The 19,550-nt window shown below is 67.3% G+C and carries 18 protein-coding genes; 12 read left to right on the forward strand and 6 right to left on the reverse strand.

Annotated features, from left to right (window positions below):
* Nucleotides 1-295: 295 nt before the first annotated feature.
* A complete protein-coding gene (locus tag QRO95_RS09175) occupies nucleotides 296-1,174 on the forward strand; it encodes a tetratricopeptide repeat protein (RefSeq protein ID WP_121504084.1) in 879 nt (292 codons plus the stop codon).
* Between the two features lie 66 nt (nucleotides 1,175-1,240).
* Here QRO95_RS09175 and dapE read toward each other — a convergent pair whose 3' ends face one another.
* From dapE to map, 6 genes are read right to left on the reverse strand one after another with little or no spacing between them, the layout of a single operon-like run.
* The gene (dapE, locus tag QRO95_RS09180) at nucleotides 1,241-2,377 is read right to left on the reverse strand and encodes a succinyl-diaminopimelate desuccinylase (protein ID WP_285302367.1); all 1,137 of its coding nucleotides are present in this window, start codon (nucleotides 2,375-2,377) and stop codon (nucleotides 1,241-1,243) included.
* Nucleotides 2,374-2,745 (reverse strand): arsenate reductase, encoded by a 372-nt coding sequence (locus QRO95_RS09185; protein WP_204305881.1) that lies wholly within the window; start codon nucleotides 2,743-2,745, stop codon nucleotides 2,374-2,376. Before QRO95_RS09185 ends, dapE begins: the two co-directional genes overlap by 4 nt.
* 31 nt (nucleotides 2,746-2,776) lie before the next feature.
* Nucleotides 2,777-3,646 carry a hypothetical protein gene (locus tag QRO95_RS09190; RefSeq protein WP_285302368.1) on the reverse strand — a complete coding sequence of 290 codons (870 nt, stop codon included), beginning with the start codon at nucleotides 3,644-3,646 and terminating at the stop codon, nucleotides 2,777-2,779.
* A gap of 2 nt (nucleotides 3,647-3,648) precedes the next feature.
* Entirely contained in the window at nucleotides 3,649-4,728 is a 1,080-nt protein-coding gene (gene dapD / locus QRO95_RS09195) for a 2,3,4,5-tetrahydropyridine-2,6-dicarboxylate N-succinyltransferase (protein WP_032127931.1), read from the reverse strand.
* Entirely contained in the window at nucleotides 4,728-7,355 is a 2,628-nt protein-coding gene (locus QRO95_RS09200; RefSeq protein WP_032127932.1) for a [protein-PII] uridylyltransferase, read from the reverse strand. The genes dapD and QRO95_RS09200 overlap by 1 nt, the downstream gene beginning before the upstream one ends.
* 2 nt (nucleotides 7,356-7,357) lie before the next feature.
* A complete protein-coding gene (gene map / locus QRO95_RS09205; protein ID WP_080355365.1) occupies nucleotides 7,358-8,200 on the reverse strand; it encodes a type I methionyl aminopeptidase in 843 nt (280 codons plus the stop codon).
* A 173-nt stretch (nucleotides 8,201-8,373) separates the two neighbouring features.
* On the opposite strand from map, the gene QRO95_RS09210 reads away from it, so the two are divergent.
* The 11 genes from QRO95_RS09210 to frr all read left to right on the forward strand — a co-directional run bounded on the left by QRO95_RS09210 (nucleotide 8,374) and on the right by frr (nucleotide 19,546).
* Nucleotides 8,374-8,904 carry a spore coat U domain-containing protein gene (locus tag QRO95_RS09210; protein ID WP_032127934.1) on the forward strand — a complete coding sequence of 177 codons (531 nt, stop codon included), beginning with the start codon at nucleotides 8,374-8,376 and terminating at the stop codon, nucleotides 8,902-8,904.
* Nucleotides 8,904-9,653 carry a molecular chaperone gene (locus tag QRO95_RS09215; protein ID WP_049399527.1) on the forward strand — a complete coding sequence of 250 codons (750 nt, stop codon included), beginning with the start codon at nucleotides 8,904-8,906 and terminating at the stop codon, nucleotides 9,651-9,653. Before QRO95_RS09210 ends, QRO95_RS09215 begins: the two co-directional genes overlap by 1 nt.
* 7 nt (nucleotides 9,654-9,660) lie before the next feature.
* A complete protein-coding gene (locus QRO95_RS09220) occupies nucleotides 9,661-12,039 on the forward strand; it encodes a fimbria/pilus outer membrane usher protein (protein WP_285302369.1) in 2,379 nt (792 codons plus the stop codon).
* Entirely contained in the window at nucleotides 12,036-13,073 is a 1,038-nt protein-coding gene (locus tag QRO95_RS09225) for a spore coat U domain-containing protein (protein ID WP_049463631.1), read from the forward strand. The genes QRO95_RS09220 and QRO95_RS09225 overlap by 4 nt, the downstream gene beginning before the upstream one ends.
* A gap of 230 nt (nucleotides 13,074-13,303) precedes the next feature.
* Entirely contained in the window at nucleotides 13,304-13,522 is a 219-nt protein-coding gene (locus QRO95_RS09230; RefSeq protein ID WP_049399532.1) for a hypothetical protein, read from the forward strand.
* On the forward strand, nucleotides 13,522-14,220 hold the full coding sequence (locus QRO95_RS09235) for a molecular chaperone (protein ID WP_049463629.1): 699 nt from the start codon (nucleotides 13,522-13,524) through the stop codon (nucleotides 14,218-14,220). Before QRO95_RS09230 ends, QRO95_RS09235 begins: the two co-directional genes overlap by 1 nt.
* Before the next feature lie 219 nt (nucleotides 14,221-14,439).
* The gene (gene rpsB / locus QRO95_RS09240) at nucleotides 14,440-15,246 is read left to right on the forward strand and encodes a 30S ribosomal protein S2 (RefSeq protein WP_005408748.1); all 807 of its coding nucleotides are present in this window, start codon (nucleotides 14,440-14,442) and stop codon (nucleotides 15,244-15,246) included.
* 126 nt (nucleotides 15,247-15,372) lie between these two features.
* The gene (gene tsf, locus QRO95_RS09245) at nucleotides 15,373-16,248 is read left to right on the forward strand and encodes a translation elongation factor Ts (protein WP_032127939.1); all 876 of its coding nucleotides are present in this window, start codon (nucleotides 15,373-15,375) and stop codon (nucleotides 16,246-16,248) included.
* 258 nt (nucleotides 16,249-16,506) lie between these two features.
* Entirely contained in the window at nucleotides 16,507-18,045 is a 1,539-nt protein-coding gene (locus tag QRO95_RS09250; protein WP_049399536.1) for a GGDEF domain-containing protein, read from the forward strand.
* A 121-nt stretch (nucleotides 18,046-18,166) separates the two neighbouring features.
* Complete coding sequence (gene pyrH, locus QRO95_RS09255; RefSeq protein ID WP_032127941.1) at nucleotides 18,167-18,895, forward strand: UMP kinase; 729 nt, start codon at nucleotides 18,167-18,169, stop codon at nucleotides 18,893-18,895.
* Nucleotides 18,896-18,991: 96 nt separating this feature from the next.
* Complete coding sequence (gene frr, locus QRO95_RS09260) at nucleotides 18,992-19,546, forward strand: ribosome recycling factor (RefSeq protein ID WP_032127942.1); 555 nt, start codon at nucleotides 18,992-18,994, stop codon at nucleotides 19,544-19,546.
* Nucleotides 19,547-19,550: the final 4 nt, after the last annotated feature.

A 19,550-nucleotide genomic window follows, 5' to 3' on the forward strand; every position in this document is an offset into this window, starting at 1 on the left:
ACCGGCCATCCAGGCCCGGGTGGGGCTGCGCCCGGGCACAACAAAACCCGCATCGGCTGATGCGGGTTTTCTGGTGTCCGGGCGTGTGTTGCTGTCTATCTACCCAGGGCGCAGTCCCGCATCGGCCGCGCACGATTATTCGCGCGCAGATTATTGCGGTTGTTGTTATTGACGGCGGTGGCCAGGCGGATCGACATGGCATCGACCCTACCCCGGTTTCCGGCACGGCGCAACCGTTGCGTTGGCAACCACTCCCCGGCGCGCATAATGGCCCGCCGTGAAACGTGTAATGGAAATGCAACACCGCACTGGACGCAACGCGGCGCTGGCCGCCCTGCTCTGCCTGGGCCTGGCCGCCTGCCAGACCCTGCCTCCGCCCTCCACGCTGCCGCTGGCGCAGCAGCAGGCACTGGAGCAACGCGGCACCGACGGCAGCTTCGACGGAGCCTGGGACACTGCGCAGGCCTTCGAACGATTCAACGATCCGCGCGCCGTTACCTACTACGAGCGTGCTGCCGCGATCACGCCCTGGACCTTCCGCAACTCCAAAGCGGAAGAAGCACTGGGACGGATCTGGACCTCCGGTACGCTGCAGCATGCCGACAGCCCCCACATCAACCCGGCACCTGTCCTGCGCGCGTCCTGGCGACGTGGCGAACGCGCGTATCTGGCGGCTGCCAACCACGGCAATCCCTATGCGTTCTACGGGCTCGCCAAGGCCTACCGCCAGCGAGGCGACGCGCAGCAGGCGCTGCGCTGGGACCTGCGCGGAATGATCTACGAGCGCTACCCGAGTTCGTCGTCGCGACTGCCGGATGCGGTGGCCGCACAGGGTGACACCGTGCATCCGCTGGTGGCGCAGATCCAGCGTCGTGCCGAGCACGGCGACGCCGAAGCGCAGGTCGACCTGGGCGCGCTGCTGGAGAAAGGCATGGGACTGCCGCGCGATCCGGCGCGTGCGCTGCAGCTGTACCAGCGCGCCGGTGAGAAGGGCAATGTGTTCGGCCAGTACTTCGCCGGTCTGCTGCTGGGCCGCAGTGCGCCGGGTGTGGAGAAAGACACCGACGCGGCGGCGCGCTGGTTCGCCAGAGCCGAGGCGCAACACTTCTACATGGCCGCGCCAAGTTACTGGAAGAAAGCGGTCGAGCCGCCGTTCTTCATCTTTTCCGAGTAGAGAAGCGGCCCCGGCGGGAGGCGTGCCGACCAACGGTCGGCACCCACCCTCGCGGAATTCATTCCGTCATCGGGTTCCCACCAGCAGCCGTTCCACCAGGCGCTGGTACAGCCCCGGCAACGCTTCCAGATCGTCCACGCGTACGTTCTCATCCACCTGGTGGATGCTGGCGTTGACCGGCCCCACTTCGATGCACTGTGCACCCAGTGGTGCGATGAAGCGTGCATCTGACGTGCCGCCGCCGGTGCTTTCTTCCGGCGCACGGCCGATGTGCTCGGCCAGCACCGCACGCGCGGTGGCGCGCAGTGTGCCTTCCGGGGTGTAGAACGGCTCGCCGCTGCGGTGCCACTTCAGCGTGTACTGCAGGCCATGGCGGTCCAGCAATGCGGTGATCTCCGCTTCCAGCTTCGGTGCATCCCAGTGCGGGTTGTAGCGGATGTTGAAATCCACCTCCAGCTCGCCAGGAATCACGTTGTTGGCACCGGTGCCGGCATGGATGTTGGAGATCTGCAGGCTGGTCGGCGGGAAACTCTCGTAGCCGTCGTCCCAGCGCCGTGCACTCAGCTCGGCCAGGGCCGACGCCGCCTGGTGGATCGGGTTGCGTGCCTTCTCCGGATACGCCACATGGCCCTGCACGCCCTGCACGCGCAGCCTGGCCGACAGGCTGCCACGACGACCCACGCGCAGCAGGTCACCCAGCGTCGCGGTCGACGACGGCTCGCCGGTGATGCACCAGTCGATGCGCTGGCCGCGCTCGGCGAACAGCCGTGCGACGTGGCGCACGCCATCGATGGCATCGCCTTCCTCGTCGCTGGTCAACAGCACCGCCAGCGTGCCGGGGTGATTAGGATGTGCGGCCACGAACTGCTCGGCCGCCACCACGAACGCCGCCACGCTGCCCTTCATGTCGGCAGTGCCACGGCCGTACAGCACGCCGTCACGGATCTGCGGCGTGAACGGGTCGCTGGCCCAGGCCTCGCGCGGGCCCGTCGGCACCACGTCGGTGTGGCCCAGCAGCACCAGCACCGGCGCGCCTTGGCCATGGGTCGCCCACAGGTTGTCGACCTCGCCCAGGCGCAGGTGATCGCACTGGAACCCGGCCTGCTTCAGGCGTGCCGCCAGCAGTGTCTGGCAGCCAGCATCATCCGGCGTCACCGAGGGTCGTGCGATCAGTTCGCAGGTCAGGTCGAGGACCGCGCTCATGCGTCACCCACGCCGAAGCGGGCCTTGAAGCCGTTGTCACTGAAACCCTGGCTGACCGCGCCGTCGGCGGTGACCACCAGCGGGCGCTTGATCAGCTGCGGGTACTCGCGTAGCAGCAGCTTCCATTCGGCCTCGGAGTCGGCGGCCTTGCGGTTGTCCGGCAGCTGCCGCCAGGTGGTGGAGGACTTGTTGACCATCGCGGCCAGGCCACCCAGCTGCGCCGCCCATGCCAGCAGCGTTTCCGGGCTCGGCTTGTTCTCGCGGTAATCGACGAAGGTGTAAGGCACGCCGAAGCGGTCCAGCCACTTGGTCGCCTTCTTGCAGGTATCGCAGTTCTTCAAACCGTAGACAGTGGTGCTCATGGCCATCTGTGATGCTGGAAAACAGAGGGCCAGAATCTCACAACAGGCGCTCGGACACGACCCGGAACGGCACCCGTGGCAGCCGGAAGGCCAGCCCTTCCTGCAGCGCCAAGTCCATCGCCTGCAGCCGCGGACACTGCTGCTCACCGATCAGGCGCAGGGGCTGCAGGCTGTCGATCTCCACCGGCAGCGCGATGCGGGTGCTGGCCCAGCGGCCGTCGCAGGTACGGGCGATGGCCTCGTCCTGGCAGGTGAGGAAACGCAGCAGGGCCTGATGGTTGCCGAAGGCCGCCGCCCACGCCGCCACATCCTCCCAGCCTGCAGCGGCCTGCCACTGCAGGTGCAACCTCGGCGCACTGCCCTGCCCACCTTCGATCAGGGTGTGCCCATCGCCATCGGTGCGCACCACATGCTCGAAGCGCGCGGACAGATGCGGCTGCATGGCATCGCTGAAAACGCGCGCGCCGGCGACGAAGGCCAGCTGGTCCATCACGTTGCGATCAAACAGCACCACCGGCGTCCCGTCCGGATCGTCGTCACGACGCAGGTACCAGCGCCAGTTGCTCTGCCGTGGCGACGGCATCAGGGAACGCAGCGGCCCAGCCAGCGCGGGCCCGAAGTGGCCGTGACGGTAGCTGAGGATGGTGTAAGGCGTGCGTCCGGCATGGACCACGTAGTGATGGCCTGGTGGTGGCATCGGTGCGTGACGCACGTCGACCCACCAGCTCACGTAGACCACATCGCGCACGTCACTGACCAGCGCCGGCATCGGCCAGCGCCGCGACAGCGCGCGGCGCAGCCGGGTCCAGCGCGGGGCGTGCAGCAGGCGCGGCAGCATCCGCCCGACCAGGGTGTCGGACGGATGCCGGTAGATCGCGGACTGCGCCAGATCCTCCGGCGCAGTCACCTTCAGTCGGCCAGGCCGCGCAGCAGGTCGTTGACGCTGGTCTTGCTGCGGGTCTTGGCATCAACCTGCTTGACGATCACCGCGCAGTACAGCGAGTGGGTACCGTCCTTGCTCGGCAGCGAGCCTGACACCACCACGCTGTACGGCGGGATGTAACCGTAGGTGATTTCGCCGGTGGCACGGTTGTAGATGCGGGTGCTCTGGCTGAGGAACACGCCCATGCCGATCACGCTATGGTGGCCGACCACCACGCCTTCCACCACTTCCGAGCGCGCACCGATGAAGCAGTGGTCCTCGATGATGGTCGGGCTGGCCTGCAGCGGTTCCAGCACGCCGCCGATACCGGCGCCGCCGGACAGATGGCAGTGCTGGCCGATCTGCGCGCAAGAGCCGACGGTGGCCCAGGTATCGACCATGGTGCCTTCGCCGACGTAGGCGCCGATGTTGGTGAAGCTCGGCATCAGCACCACGTCCTTGCCGAAGTAGGTGCCGCGGCGGGCGATCGCGCCCGGCACCACGCGCACGCCACCACGGCGGAACTTCGCCTCGTCATAGCCGGCGAAGCGCGATTCGACCTTGTCCCAGAACGGCGCCGGACGGGCGTCGACCACGGCCATGTCATTGACACGGAAGTACAACAGCACGGCCTTCTTCAGCCACTCGTTGACCTTCCAGCCACCCTGGCCGTCCGGCTCGGCAACACGGAACTCACCGCTCTCCAGGCCGTCAATCACGCGGTTGACCAGCGGCTTGGTCGAGCCTTCCAGCTCGTGCAGGGTCAAGGTAGCGCGGCGCTCGAAGGCACTCTCGATGCCGAACTTCAGCTCTTCCACGCCCGGGGCCGACGGCTTGCGCAGCGACTTGCGGGCGATGGTTTCGGCGCGGACCGCTTCGGCACTCTTGGCCGGCGCCGGCTTCTTCACAGCACGCTTCACCGCAGCCGCTTTCTTCGCCGGGGCCGTCACCGCAGCGGCCTTCTTCGGCGCTGGGGTCTTCTTCGCGGCCGGTGCGGCAGCAGCAGGTTTCCGGGCCGCTGCGCTCTTGGGGGTCGCGGCGGTCTTCTTGGCGGGCTTGGTGGCCATCAGGCGGGGTCTCCGGCGTTTCGATCAGGGTCCAGGCAGGCCAGCATCGCGTCATGCAGCTGCTGCCGGGCAGGTTCAGTCAGGGGGAGGTCGTGTTCGTCACTGATCACGAAGGTGTCTTCGGCGCGTTCGCCGAACGTGGCAATGCGCGCATCATGCACGCGCAGGCCCTGATTGCGCAGCACGAACGCCACATCGGCCAGCAGGCCGGGGCGGTCGGGGGCGACCAGGGCGAAACGGGTTGCGCCCGGCTCATCGCGGAATTCGATGCGCGGGGCGAAGCGGAAGTGCCGCAGCTGCCGTGGCACCACCCGGCGTGACGGCCGCAGGCGCGACAGGTCACCACTGAGTGCGTCGCGCAGCGCCGCTTCCAGGTTGGCACTGCTGCCATCGGCGAAGGTATCGGCCGGGTTCACTTCGAAGGTATCGAAGATGGTATCGGCCGGACCGTCCAGCACGCGTGCGCGGTGGATGCCGTAGCCCTTGCGGTCCAGCGTCATCACGATCGCTGCGAACAGGCCGTCGCGGTCCGGCGAATGCACGAAGACTTCCAGCGCGGGATCGTCGACACTGATCCGGCGTACCTTCACCAGCGCCTGGCCCTGCTTCACCGGCACCAGCGCGGCAGCCTGCCAGGCCAGCTGCTCCGGGCGCAGGCGGATGAAGCCTTCGTCGGGCATCACCGCGAACTGGCGATCGATGGTGGCATCGTCGTAACCCCGCTCGCGCACCAGCGCGCGTACGCTGTCACGCGCTTCGGCCACGCGCTCGGCCGCCGGCACCGGGTGTTCCAGCCCCTCGCGCAGCGCGCGCCGGGTGGCGAAGTACAGGTCGGCCAGCAGGCGGTCCTTCCATGCATTCCACAGCTTGGGGCTGGTGCCGGCGATGTCGGCGCAGGTCAGCAGGTACAGGTAGTCCAGGCGGTCGCGGCTGCCGACCAGGGTGGCGAAGCGATGGATCACTTCCGGATCGGCGATGTCCTGCTTCTGCGCGGTCACCGACATGCGCAGGTGCTGTTCGACCAGCCACGCCACCAGTTCGGTATCGGACGTGCTCAGCGCGTGCGCCTGGCAGAACGCGCGCGCGTCCACCGCGCCCAGTTCCGAGTGGTCGCCGCCACGGCCCTTGGCGATATCATGGAACAGGCCGGCCAGCAGCAGCAGCTCGGGCTTGCGCAGGCGCGGCCACACTTCGTGCGCGATCGAGAAGCGCTCGTCGGCACGGCTGCTGGCAAACAGGCCGATGTTGCGCAGGACCATCAGCGTGTGCTGGTCGACGGTGTAGACATGGAACAGGTCGAACTGCATGCGCCCGCTGACCTGGGCGAACGCGGGAATCCACTGGCCAAGCACGCCCAGCCGCGCCATGCGCGAGAGCGTATCGACCGGGCGCTGGCCGCGCAGCAGCGCCAGGAACTGCTCGCGTGCATCGGCATCAGCCTGGTCGTAGGCCGGCAGCAGTGGCAGCGCTTCGGCCAGCGCACGCGCGGTCAGCGAATGCAGGCCGCGCACCTGCGGATTGTTGGCCCAGCTGGCGAACAGCGCGAACACCTGGCCGATGTCGCCGCGCGGCCAGTCGGCTTCGTTGGCCGCCAGGTAACCACGGCGCAGGGAAAAACCCACGGTCAACGGCTCCGGCTGCGCCTCGCCGTCGAACTGCTCCTCGAAGCGCTGCAACAGGCGGTCGCTGATCCGGCGCACCACCAGTGCAGCACGGTAGAACCCCTGCATCATCTTCTCGACACCGAGATTCTCGGCATCGTCTTCAAAGCCCAGGCGTGCCGCCAGGGTCTTCTGGTAATCAAAACGCAGGCGCTCTTCCGGGCGACGCGCGACCAGATGCAGGCCAAAGCGCAGCCGCGCCAGCACCGCACGTTCGCGCTTCAGTGCTGCGGCTTCGTCTGCGCCCAGATGGCCGAGCCCGACCAGCGCCTCCAGGTCACGCACGCCGAAGGCACGCAGTGCCATCCAGCCCAGCGTGTTGAGATCGCGCAGCCCACCGGGGCCATCCTTCAGATCCGGCTCCAGGTTGTCGGCGGTGTCGCCGAAGCGCTGGTGTCGGTTGCGCAGCTCTTCCAGCTTGGCCAGGAAGAAGGTGCGCGCCGGCCACAGTTCACGATCGTCGACGGCCTCGCGCAGCGCGCGGCGCGCCACATCATCGGCCAGGATCGGGCGCGCCTCGATCAGCGCGGTCAGCACGGTCTGGTCCGCTGCCGCCTCGCGGCACTGCGATGAAGAACGCACCGCATGGCTGACGGCCAATCCGCAGTCCCACAGCAGCGCGAACAGGCGCGCCAGCGCCGCCTCATGGGCCAGCTGTGCCGGCGGATCGCCGAACACCAGCAGGTCGATGTCCGAACGCGGGAACAGTTCACCGCGTCCGTACCCACCCACCGCGAACAGTGAAAGGCCACTGTCGGCCGGCAGGCAGCGCTGCCAGGCCAGGCGGATCAGATGGTCGGCAGCGCGCGCGCGCAGTGCCAGCAGGCGCTCGATGTTGTCGCCCTGGTCGAAGCGGCGGTACAGGCGCGCGTCGGCCTGCTGCAGCGCCTGGCGCGCGGCAGCAGCCCAGTCCGGGTCGTTGAGCGACGCGGCCGGCGTGTCCAGCAGCGAACTCGCCGGCAGCATCGTCAGGAGACCTGCGACTCGCCCGGCGACAGGGTCAGCACGTCCACGCCGGTCTCGGTGACCGCGATCATGTGCTCCCACTGTGCCGACAGCTTGCGGTCCTTGGTCACCACGGTCCAGCCATCCGGCAGCACCTTGTTGTAGCGGGTGCCCTCGTTGATCATCGGCTCGATGGTGAAGGTCATGCCAGGCTGCAGCACCAGGCCCTGGCCCGGACGGCCGTAATGCACCACCTGCGGCTCATCGTGGTAGACCTTGCCGATGCCGTGGCCGCAGTACTCGCGCACCACGCTGAAACGCTCGCCTTCGGCATAGCTCTGGATGGCATGGCCGATGTCGCCCAGGGTCGCGCCCGGACGCACCGCGCGGATGCCGCGCCACATGGCTTCGTAGGTGGTTTCCACCAGGCGGCGGGCCATCACCGACGGGGTGCCGACGAAGTACATGCGGCTGGTGTCGCCGTGCCAGCCATCCTTGATGACGGTGACGTCGATGTTGATGATGTCGCCATCCTTGAGCACCTTCCCTTCGCTGGGGATGCCATGGCAGATGACGTTGTTGACCGAGGTGCACACGGTCTTCGGGAAGCCGCGGTAGCCGACGTTGGCCGGAACGGCGCCCTGCACGTTCACGATGTGGTCGTGGCAGATGCGGTCCAGTTCCTCGGTGGTGACACCGGGCTTGACGTGGGGGGTGACGATGTCGAGCACTTCGCTGGCCATGCGGCCGGCGATTCGCATCATCTCGATTTCCTGCGGGGTTTTCAGATTCACGCTCATGGCCCCCATTATCGCCGATCCGGCCACAATCTGAACGAACGCCACCCAACTGGCGATCCGGGCCATGCACGGTTCCGGCAAGGAAAGTGAAAGCGTGATCGCCGCCCCCCTTTCGTCTCCCTGTTTATCACGGAATACAGACACTTACGCCTCCTAAGCTGGGGTCACCGTCGCCGAAGCGGTGCCGAACGTGCCGCCTTCGCCTTGTTCAACGGACCTTCGGGTCAGGGAGGTTGTCCATGCGATCCGCGCTTCGTTCCCCGCTTGCCTGGGCCCTGGCCGGGGTCCTGCTGTCCGGCCCGGCCCTGGCCGCAGACACCACCACCTTCAATGTCACCCTGGTGGTGACCAAGGCCTGCACGATCACGGCTGCTGCCGCCACCAACGTTGACTTCGGCACGGCGGCCTCGACCACCGCGACCCCCACCCTGGGCCAGGGCACGGTGACCGCCCAGTGCTCGGCACTGACCCCGTACACGATTTCACTGAATGCGGGTGCCAATGCCAGCACCGCCAATGACGTCACCACTCGCCGGATGAAGAACACCAACGCCGCGGTGACCGCCAACAACTACGTCGGCTACCAGCTCTACCAGGACGCCGCGCACACCCTGGTCTGGGGTGCCACCTCCGGCACCAACACCCAGGCTGGCATCGGCACCGGCCTGGCCGTGCCCTACATCGTCTACGGCCAGATCCTGAACCTGAGCACCAACAACCCGGCGACCGGCAACTACCTGGATACGGTTACCGCCACGATCACCTATTGATGGAGCACGCCCGCATGGCCGGACCCCGCCCGTGGCGCGCCACCGGCGTGGCGCTGCTCGTCCTGAGCCTGGTATTCGCCGCCCCGGTCGAAGCCACCAGCCTGCAGGTCGCCCCGACCAGCCTGCAGCTGGAAGCGCGCCAGCGTGCCGGCGAGCTTTGGCTGACCAACAGTGGCACCTCGCCGGTGAAGCTGCAGGTTCGGGTGTTCCGCTGGGTGCAGCAGGACGGCCAGGAGCAACTGTTGCCCACCGATGAACTGGTGGTCACCCCGCCGATGCAGGAACTGGCTGCCGGGCAGCAGCAGCTGGTCCGGGTGATGCGTCCGGACAGGACGCCACCGCCGGCACAGCAGTACTACAGGCTGATTGTCGACGAGGTGCCCGACCTGGCCACCCGCGCCGACGGCATGCAGTTCGTGCTGCGCTATTCGATACCGGTGTTCGTGCAGCCCGCCGCCGGCAAGCTTGCGCCGCAGCTGCAGGCCCGCCTGGTGCAGTTGCCCGATGGCCGCAACGGCGTCGAGGTGGCCAACGCAGGCAACAGCTATGCGCAGATCGCCGATCTTGCGCTGGGCAGCCCCACGCGCCCACGCATCGTGCATCCCGGACTGCTGGGTTACGTGCTGCCCGGGCAGGTGATGCGCTGGCCGATCGAGCGCACGGCGATCGACCGCGACAACGACCAGATCACGGCCAAGCTCAATGGCGAGTCGGAACAGACGCCGCTGTCGCCCCCATCGGCTCGCTGAGGCGTTGATGGGCGCGCTGCTTGCTGCCCTGGCTCCTGCGGCGACCCAAGCCGCCGATGTGTCCGGTGCAGCGGCTACCGCCACCGCCGATGTATCAGGCATCTCCGCCGATGCGATGCTGCCACCGCCCACACCGTTGACCGCCAACCAGACGCTGTACCTGGACGTTTCGCTCAACAGCACCCCACGCGGACTGCTGCCTTTCATCGAGAACCGTGGCCGCCTGCAGGCCAGCCCCGACGTACTGCGCCAGCTCGGCTTCAACGCCCACGGCGATGCACCGGTGTACCTGGACCAGATCAGCGGCGCGGTGGTGCGCTATGACGCACGCCTGCAGACCCTGGCGCTGGACGTGCCACTGGACCAGCTGACCCTGCCAACCACCGTGCTCAGCCGCCCGCAGACACGCGCGCCCGCAGGCAGTACCTCACCCGGACTGCTGCTCAACTACGACGTGTATGGCAGCCGGGTGGATACGCTGGGCAACCTCAGCCTGAGCTCCGAACTGCGCCTGTTCGGCGTCGGCAACGGCACCTTCGAAAACACCGCGGTCAGCAGGCGCTACCAGCAGCCTGGCGACCGTCGCTGGCGAGGGGAGAGCGTGCGCCTGGATACGCGCTGGAGCCTGGATTTCCCCGACCAGGCGATGACGCTGGAGGTCGGCGATTTCTACAGCGGCTTCGTCGACTGGACCCGTCCGGTGCGCCTGGGTGGCCTGCAGATCGGTCGCAACTACGGCCTGCAGCCCTATCGCGTGCTGACCCCCACGCCCAGTTTCCTCGGCCAGGCGGTGGTGCCGTCCACGGTCGAGCTGTACGTCGATGGCCTGCGCCAGTACAGCGGCCAGGTCCCGGTGGGCCCGTTCCAGCTGGCCGCACAGCCGGGGATCAGCGGCACCGGCAGCGCACAGGTGGTGGTGACCGATGCGTTCGGCCGCATGCAGACCCTGGATTTCAGCTTCTATGGCACCCAGCAGCTGCTGGCCAAGGGCCTGTCGGACTGGTCCGCCGGCATCGGCCACCTGCGTGAGGACTTCGGCCAACGCTCCTTCGCCTACGACGACCGCACCGTGGCCAGTGCCAGCTGGCGCGGTGGCATCAGTGACACGTTCACCGGCGAGGCTCATGCCGAAGGCGGTGGTGGCCTGGCCCAGGCCGGCATCGGCGGCTGGTGGCTGCTGGGTGGCGCGGGCGTGTTCAACGCCGCCTATGCGCACAGTGACTATCACGGCCTGCAGGGCGGGCAATGGGCACTGGGCTACAGCTGGAACAACCGCCGACTCAACGTCAATCTGCGCACTATGCGCAGCCATGGTGATTACCGCGACCTGGGCGCACTGCAGGGCAACCTGCCACCCAGCATCAGCGAACAGGCCACGGTCGGCGCGGATCTGCTGCGGCTGGGCACGCTCAGCGCCAGCTACCTGCGGCTGCGCTACCCCGATGGCGAAGACAACCGCTACGCCAGCCTGTTCTGGTCGCGTACCTGGAGCCAGCGCTGGTCAGCCTACCTCTCGGTGAACCAGAACCTGGACCAGAGTGATGACCGCAGCATCTATCTGTCGGTGACGGCCAGCCTGGGCAACAACCGCCAGGCCAGCCTGTCCAGCCAGCGCAATGGCGACAGCCAGACCTGGGTGGCCGACGTCACCCAGCCGGTGCCCGGCGATGGCAGTGCAGGCGGCATCGGTTGGCGCGCGCAGGTGCGCCACGGCGAGGACGGCAGTGGCGGCCTGGCCGAAGTCGGCATCCTCAATGACGTCGGCCGCTACTCCTTCGGGGCCTCGCGCCAGGGCGGGCTCAACTATGCCTACGGCAGCGCCAGTGGCAGCCTGGTCTGGATGGGCGGGCACGCGTTTGCCACCCGCGAGGTCTCCGATGCATTCGCGGTGATCAGCACCAATGGTGTCGGTGGCGTGCCGGTGCGGCTGGAGAACCGCCTGATCGGCGTCACCGATGATCGTGGCCTGTTGCTGGTCAGCCCGCTGCTGTCCTGGCAGCGCAACCGGGTCTCGATCGACACCCTGGACCTGCCCGAGGACATGCGTGCCGACCGCATCGAGGACTGGGTGACGCCGCGCCAGCGCGCTGGGACCCACGTGACATTCCAGTTGCGCTCGCGGCCCTCTCTGAGCCTGACGCTGCAGAGCATGGACGGGCAGCCGCTGGAAGTGGGCAGCGAAGTGCAGTTGCCCGGCGGACGCCAGGCCACGGTGGGCTATGACGGCCTGCTGTATCTGGAAGACGTCGCTGCCGGCAGCGTGCTGTACATCACCACCAGCCGCGGCCAGTGCCGGGTGAAGGTACCCGAGCAGCCCAAGGTAGTGGCGTCCGGCGCCCGGCCGAAGCCGGCACCGCTGCCGTGCATCCCGGAGGTGGCGCCATGAGAGTGCTGCTGCTCGGCATGCTGCTGTTCGCCGGCCTGCTCGCGGCACTACCGGCCCAGGCGACAGCGGTCTGCACGGCAACCGCGAACCCGACCCTGCCGTTCGGCAACATCAACAGCAACGCTCCCGGCCCTACGGCGGCGACGCTGAACATCACGGTGACCTGCACCACCGCCGCACTGAGCCTGCTGGCCACCACCGGCGTCCGCGTCTGCGTGGGTGTCGGCGCAGGCAGTGGCGGCGGCAGCAGCTCCACCTTCCGCACGATGTCCACTTCCAGCAGCGACACCATGAATTTCCAGCTCTACAACAACGCCAGCTACGGCCAGGTCACCGGCCTGGTGCCACGCGGCACGCCGCCGGCGCAGGAACTGACCATGAGCTACAACGTGCCGCTGCTGACCGGCGGCAGCGGTGCGCAATCCGTGCAGCTGTTCGCGCAGATCCCCGCCAACCAGATCCTCGCTTCGGGTGCTTACAGCAGCACCTTCAGTGGCGCCAACGTGGTGCTCACCTGGGCCTGGAATGAAGTCCTGCTCGGCAACGCCACCGTGCCGGCCGCCTGCAACGGCGGCGCAACCGGCACCAACAGCGCCAGTGCGGCCTTCAGCTTCACTGCCACTGCCAACGTGCTGCCGCAATGCGGCAGCTACGTCACCACCAACATGGACTTCGGCAACGTCACCGGCAGCATTCCCGCCAACATCGACCGGACCGCCACGCTCACGCTGACCTGCCTGAAGAACACCGCCTACCAGATCAGCCTCAACAACGGCCAGAACAACCCCGCCGCCTCCACCACCCGGCGCATGGCCACCACCATTGGCAGCGGCACCTACTACCTCCCCTATGAGCTGTACCGCGACGCCGCGCGCAGCCTGCGCTGGGGCAATACCCTCAACGTCGATACCGTTGGCGGCACCGGAAGTGGCAGCGCGCAGCAGCTGACCATCCATGGCCGGGTGCCGCCGGTCACCGGCCAGCCCCCGGCCGGTACCTACAACGATCTGGTGCAGGTGACGATCACTTACTGACCTGTGTGCCGACCAACGGTCGGCATCCACCGGGATGGATTGGAATGGTCGGCACCCACCGGGGTGGGTTCCGGTAGATCCACGCCGTGCGTGGATGTGCGCATCCCTCCTGCGCCAGGACCAGTCGACTGGCAGTCGAGCCTACAGATTCGGCCGATCCGGCCGATACCGCGCAACGGGTCCTACAGTACGGTGGATGGCAGGTGGTTCGCGCACTTCTGATCGGGGCGATGCTGGTCGCCAGTACGCCCGCGTGGGCCGATCCCGGCAGCACCTCCCTGCAGATCCGGCTGACTGTGGTCGAGGGCTGCAGCAGTGATGCCGGCAACACCCGATGCACGGCACCGCACCGGCGCAGCGACGCGCCCGAGCTTCCGCAACAGATCCGCGACCTCGCGCCGCCGGCCGACAGCGACGACGCGGCGCCTGCCGTGACCCTCATCTACTGATGCGCATCCTGCTGAGCCTGCTGGCACTGCTGCTGGCACTGCCCGCTGCGGCGCTGGACCTGGTGCCCACCACCCTGCAGCTGCCCGCCGAAGGGGGGCACGGCGAGCTGTGGCTGTACAACCCCGGGCCCGGCCGCTGGCAGGGCGAGGTTCGGATCCTGGCCTGGGAACAGCAGGTCGATGCGGAAAAGCTGCGGCCCAGCGACCAGATCCTGGCCAGCCCCGCCCGGCTCGACCTCCCGCCCGGCACCCGTCAACGCATCTGGCTGCTGCCTCGGGAGACGTCGCCCGTTGCCGTCGAGCAGGCCTACCGGGTGATCCTGAGCCCCAGCGGACAGGGCCTGCCACGCTACTCGCTGCCCTTGTTTCGGGGGCATGCGACGCCCCTGGCGCGGCCGGACCTGCATGCCGGGATCGAGCCCGGCACGTCGCAGCCTCTTCTGCGACTGCGCAACGCAGGTTCCGTTCACGCCCGCCTGCACGATCTTGCGTTCGTCGCCGGCGATGGACGCCGCACCCTGCTGCTGCCGGGACTGGCCGGCTACCTGCTGGCGGGCCGGGAACGCCGCTGGGCCCTCCCCGTCCATGCCGACGGCTACGCCGGTGGCCATTTCCAGGCCCGGTTGCAGGACGGCCGCGTGGTCGATCTGACCGCGCCGGACCCGGCAATTGCAGCGAGCGCTCCCAGCGGGCTATAATCGACCGGATTCCTGCCGCCTGCGTGCGCGGGAGACCGTCCACACCGGACGTCACCGGTGAATCCACACCTGCTGCCCCCATCCGTGCCGGGGTGCTCCGCAAGGAGTTCGGCCACGGAGGCAACAGGGAAGCCCAACCCCGGAACCATCCGCGCTTCCACGCGTCCCGCATACCTATCCCGCGGGCGGAATCGCCGGTTCCATATCAGGAGTATTGCAATGCCCCAGGTCACCATGCGTCAGATGCTGGAAGCCGGCGTCCACTTCGGCCACCAGACCCGCTACTGGAACCCGAAGATGGCTCCGTACATCTTCGGCGCCCGCGGCAAGATCCACATCATCAACCTGGAAAAGACCGTCCCGCTGTTCAACGATGCGATGAACTTCATCTCGTCGGTTGCCCAGAAGCGCGGCACCGTCCTGTTCCTGGGCACCAAGCGCAGCGCCCGCGAAACCATCAAGGAAGAAGCCGAGCGTTGCGGCATGCCGTTCATGAACCAGCGTTGGCTGGGCGGCACCCTGACCAACTTCCGTACCGTCAAGCAGTCGGTTGCCCGCCTGAAGGAACTGGAAGCCGGTGAAACCGACGGCACCTTCGAGAAGCTGGTCAAGCACGAAGTGCTGGGCCTGCGTCGCGAGCGCGACAAGCTGGAAGCCTCGCTGGGCGGCATCAAGGACATGAACCGTCTGCCGGACGCCATCTTCGTGATCGACATCGGCCACGAAGACATCGCGATCAAGGAAGCCAAGAAGCTGGGCATCCCGGTCATCGCCGTGGTCGACACCAACTACAACCCGGAACTGGTGGACTACGCCATCCCGGGCAACGACGACGCCATCCGCGCTGTGCAGCTGTACGCCCGCGCCGCTGCCGACGCCGTGCTGGAAGGCAAGGCTGCTGCTCCGCACGCTGCTTCGGTGCGTGAGGAAGAGTTCGCCGAAGCCGCTGCTGAAGGCGAAGAGAAGCCGGCCCGCCGCGCTCCGGCCAAGAAGGCTGCCAAGAAGGGCGACGACGCCCAGGCCTGATCCAGGCCCCGGGGTGGACGCCCGGCGTCCACCCTCCCTGCGCGCAGCCTTTGGCGCGTGACAGGACCGTGTCACACGGGCCGGCCACCATGCCGGCCCAACCCCTTTCTTTCGTGAGGTAATCCCGTGGAAATCACTGCTTCCCTGGTCAAGGAACTGCGCGAGCGCACCGGCGCCGGCATGATGGAATGCAAGAAGGCTCTCACCGAAGCCAACGGCGACATCAACGCTGCTGCTGAAGCCATGCGCAAGTCCGGCGCTGCCAAGGCCGACAAGAAGGCTGACCGCGTGGCCGCCGAAGGCCGTCTGGGCCTGGCCCAGGATGGCGGCAAGGCCGTGCTGGTCGAAGTCAACTCGGAAACCGACTTCGTCGCCAACGATGACAACTTCAAGTCCTTCGTCAATGCCGTCGCCGCTGCCGCCCTGGCATCGGGCGCCAACGACGTCGAAGCCGTGAAGGCTGCCAAGCTGGCCGATGGCCGCACCGTTGAAGAAGCCCGCGCCACCGCCGTGCAGACCCTGGGTGAAAACATCCAGATCCGTCGCATGGTGAAGGTTGATGGCAACAACACCATCGGCGCCTACGTCCACACCAACGGCAAGGTTGGCGTGCTGGTCGACCTGGTCGGCGGCGACGTCGAGCTGGCCCGTGGCCTGGCCATGCACGTGGCAGCCCTGAAGCCGCCGCACAACAAGGCTGCGGACGTCCCGGCCGAGTTCGTCGAGAAGGAAAAGGAAATCGAGCTGGCCAAGATGTCCGAAAAGGACAAGGCCAAGCCGGCCGAGATCCTGGAAAAGATCATCAGCGGCAAGATCAACAAGATCGTCAGCGACGTGACCCTGTACGGCCAGACCTACGTGCTGGGCGACACCACCGTCGAGCAGGTGGTCAAGGCCGCTGGCGCCGACGTGGCTGGCTTCAAGCTGCTGATCGTCGGCGAAGGCATCGAGAAGGTGGTGGAAGACTACGCCGCTGAAGTTGCCAAGGCGATGCAGGTCTGATTCCAGCCTTCCGGCTGTGAAGCGACCAGAAGGAGCCGCGGGAAACCGCGGCTCTTTTTTTATGTATGGGCCAAGGGATGAACCCATGCCCCATCGGTGGGTGCGCACCGTTGGTGCGCACAACCGGCACCTTTGCGTTGCGCGCGAATCAAGCCGATACTCGGCGCAGGGAATCCACAGTCACATAGCAGGAACGAAAATCGCGGACTGTGATGCATTCCTAGGTATTCTTGTCCCAATGGAATTGAACGACCCGACATGCCTCCCGAGCTGACAGCTGCCCTGGCGCTCTGCCGCAACCTGCCCTCGCCACCCGGTATTGCCCTGCGCATCATCGAGCTGGCCCAGGACCCGGAAGCGGATATCGCCACCGCCGCCGACATCATCGCCATCGACATGGCGCTGAGCGCTCGCATGCTGCGCATCGCCAATTCGCCGCTGTACGCCAGCCGCCGCCGCATCGAGAACCTCGGCCAGGCGCTGACCATGCTCGGCCTGAATGCCACGATCAGCCTCGCCCTCGGCTTCACCGTCACCCAGGGCCTGACCGGTGGCGGCGGTGCCGACCACGACCTGCGCCAGCGCGCGTGGAAGCGCAGCATTCTCAGCGCCCTGGCCGCCAGCCAGCTGGGCCAGGCACGCGGCCTGCGCCGGCTGGAGGAACTGATGCTGGCCGGGCTGCTGCAGGACCTGGGCGTGCTGTGCCTGGCCCAGGCCGAATCGGAGCGCTACCTGCCACTGCTGCGCGAAGCCCGTGACAATACCGATCTGGTCGCACGCGAGCGCGAGGAACTGGGCTGCAGCCACGCCGATGTCGGCGCCTGGGTGGCCGAACAGTGGGGCCTGCCGCGCTACCTGGTGGAAAGCATCAGCCACAGCGAGGACGACGACGCTGCCGATTCGCCGTTCCAGGCATGCGTGCAGCTGTCCGGCGCTGTTGCCGACATCTGGCTGGACGAAGACGCCGATGCCGCCCGCGAACGCGCCCTGCACCAGGTGCATGACCGGCTGGAGCTCGACAGCGCCCGTTTCGATCAGGTGCTGACCCGCATCAGCGATGCCCTGCCGGATATCGCCAGCCTGTTCGAGGCCGGCCTGAACTCGCCCTCGCGGGTCCGTGAGCTGATCGACCACGCGCAGGAACTGGCCACCCTGCGCAACCTGCGCGAGCTGCAGGATGCCGATCAGGCACGCCGCCGCGCCGACGAATTCGAGGCGCGGGCCAAGCGCCTGGCCGACCAGGCCCACCGCGACGCCCTGACCGGCGTGCTCAACCGCCGCCAGCTGGAGGCGGTGCTGGAACAGGAGTTCCTGCGCGCCGGGCGCCAGGGCTGGCCGCTGTCGGTGGCCTTCATCGACCTGGACGACTTCAAGAAAATCAATGATGCCCACGGCCATCTGACCGGTGACGAGGTGCTGCGCGCCTTTGCCGGCAAGCTGCAGGGCCAGCTGCGCAACAGCGACACCGTGGCCCGCTTCGGTGGCGAGGAATTCGTCGCGCTGCTGCCCAACACCAGTGAATCGGTGGCGCTGGACGTGATCCGGCGTGTGCTGGCCAACATCGTCGCCACGCCGATGGCCGAGCTGGAGGGAGGCCCGCTGTTCGTCACCTTCTCCGCCGGCGTGGCCACCCAGGGCGGCTACGAACGCTTTGCCGACGTGCAGGACCTGCTGCGCGCAGCCGACGATGTGCTGTACCGCTCGAAGAACCTGGGCCGGAACCGGGTGATCGCCCGCTCCCCCGGCGCCCTCGGCCACGACGAGCTTTCAGCCACCGCCGGCGCCGAGCTGGGCTGAACGGGACGCCCCGCGTGAGCGGGGCGGACGGCAGGATTTCGCGCCGCAGTGCACAAAACACTTTGGCCCAACGCCGCATGCGCGTAGAATCGCCCGCGATTTCCACGCACCCGAGGTCCCCATGTCCAAGCTCGCCTATCGTCGCATCCTTCTGAAACTGTCCGGGGAGGCGCTGATGGGAGATGAGGACTACGGCATCGACCCGAAGATCATCAATCGCCTGGCCCGTGAGGTCATCGAAGCCCAGCAGGCCGGTGCCGAAGTGGCGCTGGTGATCGGCGGCGGCAACATCTTCCGCGGCGCCGGCCTGGCCGCTGGCGGCATGGACCGGGTCACCGGCGACCAGATGGGCATGCTGGCCACGGTCATCAACGCCCTGGCCATGCAGGACGCCCTGGAAAAGCTGGGCGCCAAGGCCCGCGTGATGAGCGCGATCAAGATCAACGACGTGTGCGAGGACTACATCCGCCGCCGCGCCATCCGCCACCTGGAAAAGGGCCGCCTGGTGATTTTCGCCGCCGGCGTCGGCAGCCCGTTCTTCACCACCGACTCCGGCGCCGCGCTGCGTGCGATCGAGATCGGTGCCGACCTGCTGCTGAAGGCCACCAAGGTCGATGGCGTGTACGACAAGGACCCGAACAAGCACAGCGACGCGGTCCGTTTCGACAGCCTGAGCTACGACGAAGTGATCCGCCGCGGCCTGGAAGTGATGGATACCGCGGCCTTCGCACTGGCCCGTGACAGCGACCTGCCGATGCGCGTGTTCGACATGGGCCAGCCGGGCGAGCTGCTGAAGATCCTCAGCGGCGCGAACATCGGCACCCTGGTCCAGGGCCGCGACCCGGCCTGAGCCTGAGCGCCAGGCGAGCTCCGGGCCGATTCTGGCCCGGCAGCGTCCCGTATTCGCCTATAATCGCCCGATTCCAGTTACACCCAGGACCGGGCGATGCTCAACGACATCAAGAACAACGCGCAGACGCGCATGGCCAAGAGCATCGACGCTCTGAAGCACACCCTCACCTCGATCCGCACCGGCCGCGCCACCCCGGCCCTGCTGGACCGCGTCACGGTCAGCGCCTATGGCAACGCCAGCACCCCGCTGAACCAGGTCGCATCGATCTCCAACGCCGACGCCCACTCGCTGCTGGTCACGCCGTTCGACAAGAGCATGATCAAGGAGATCGAAAAGGGTCTCTACAACGCCGAGTTCACCCCGAACACCCTGGGCACCGCGATCCGCATCAACATGCCGCCGCCGACCGAAGAGCGCCGCAAGGAGCTGGCCAAGCAGGTGCAGAAGGAAGGCGAAGGCGCCAAGATCGCGATCCGCAACATCCGTCAGGACGCGAACAAGGAAATCGCCAAGCTGGTCAAGGACAAGGCGATCAGCGAAGACGAGAAGAAGCGCGGTGAGGACGACATCCAGAAGTTGACCGACACCAACATCAAGGACGTCGACAAGGTCGTTGCCGACAAGGAAAAAGAACTGCTGTCGGTCTGAAGTC

This window comes from Stenotrophomonas maltophilia group sp. Smal13 (assembly GCF_030236855.1).
Lineage (GTDB): Bacteria > Pseudomonadota > Gammaproteobacteria > Xanthomonadales > Xanthomonadaceae > Stenotrophomonas > Stenotrophomonas maltophilia_A.

Excerpts from the sequence above, each read along its gene's own strand:
- QRO95_RS09220 (WP_285302369.1), top strand. The coding sequence starts at position 9,661 with ATGGGCGCGCTGCTTGCTGCCCTGGCTCCTGCGGCGACCCAAGCCGCC.
- QRO95_RS09175 (WP_121504084.1), top strand. The coding sequence starts at position 296 with ATGCAACACCGCACTGGACGCAACGCGGCGCTGGCCGCCCTGCTCTGC.
- QRO95_RS09215 (WP_049399527.1), top strand. The coding sequence starts at position 8,904 with ATGGAGCACGCCCGCATGGCCGGACCCCGCCCGTGGCGCGCCACCGGC.
- dapE (WP_285302367.1), bottom strand. The coding sequence starts at position 2,377 with ATGAGCGCGGTCCTCGACCTGACCTGCGAACTGATCGCACGACCCTCG.
- dapD (WP_032127931.1), bottom strand. The coding sequence starts at position 4,728 with ATGGCCACCAAGCCCGCCAAGAAGACCGCCGCGACCCCCAAGAGCGCA.
- QRO95_RS09210 (WP_032127934.1), top strand. The coding sequence starts at position 8,374 with ATGCGATCCGCGCTTCGTTCCCCGCTTGCCTGGGCCCTGGCCGGGGTC.
- rpsB (WP_005408748.1), top strand. The coding sequence starts at position 14,440 with ATGCCCCAGGTCACCATGCGTCAGATGCTGGAAGCCGGCGTCCACTTC.
- frr (WP_032127942.1), top strand. The coding sequence starts at position 18,992 with ATGCTCAACGACATCAAGAACAACGCGCAGACGCGCATGGCCAAGAGC.
- pyrH (WP_032127941.1), top strand. The coding sequence starts at position 18,167 with ATGTCCAAGCTCGCCTATCGTCGCATCCTTCTGAAACTGTCCGGGGAG.
- map (WP_080355365.1), bottom strand. The coding sequence starts at position 8,200 with ATGGCCCGGATCGCCAGTTGGGTGGCGTTCGTTCAGATTGTGGCCGGA.
- QRO95_RS09235 (WP_049463629.1), top strand. The coding sequence starts at position 13,522 with ATGCGCATCCTGCTGAGCCTGCTGGCACTGCTGCTGGCACTGCCCGCT.
- QRO95_RS09185 (WP_204305881.1), bottom strand. The coding sequence starts at position 2,745 with ATGGCCATGAGCACCACTGTCTACGGTTTGAAGAACTGCGATACCTGC.
- QRO95_RS09200 (WP_032127932.1), bottom strand. The coding sequence starts at position 7,355 with ATGCTGCCGGCGAGTTCGCTGCTGGACACGCCGGCCGCGTCGCTCAAC.
- QRO95_RS09250 (WP_049399536.1), top strand. The coding sequence starts at position 16,507 with ATGCCTCCCGAGCTGACAGCTGCCCTGGCGCTCTGCCGCAACCTGCCC.
- QRO95_RS09225 (WP_049463631.1), top strand. The coding sequence starts at position 12,036 with ATGAGAGTGCTGCTGCTCGGCATGCTGCTGTTCGCCGGCCTGCTCGCG.
- QRO95_RS09230 (WP_049399532.1), top strand. The coding sequence starts at position 13,304 with ATGCTGGTCGCCAGTACGCCCGCGTGGGCCGATCCCGGCAGCACCTCC.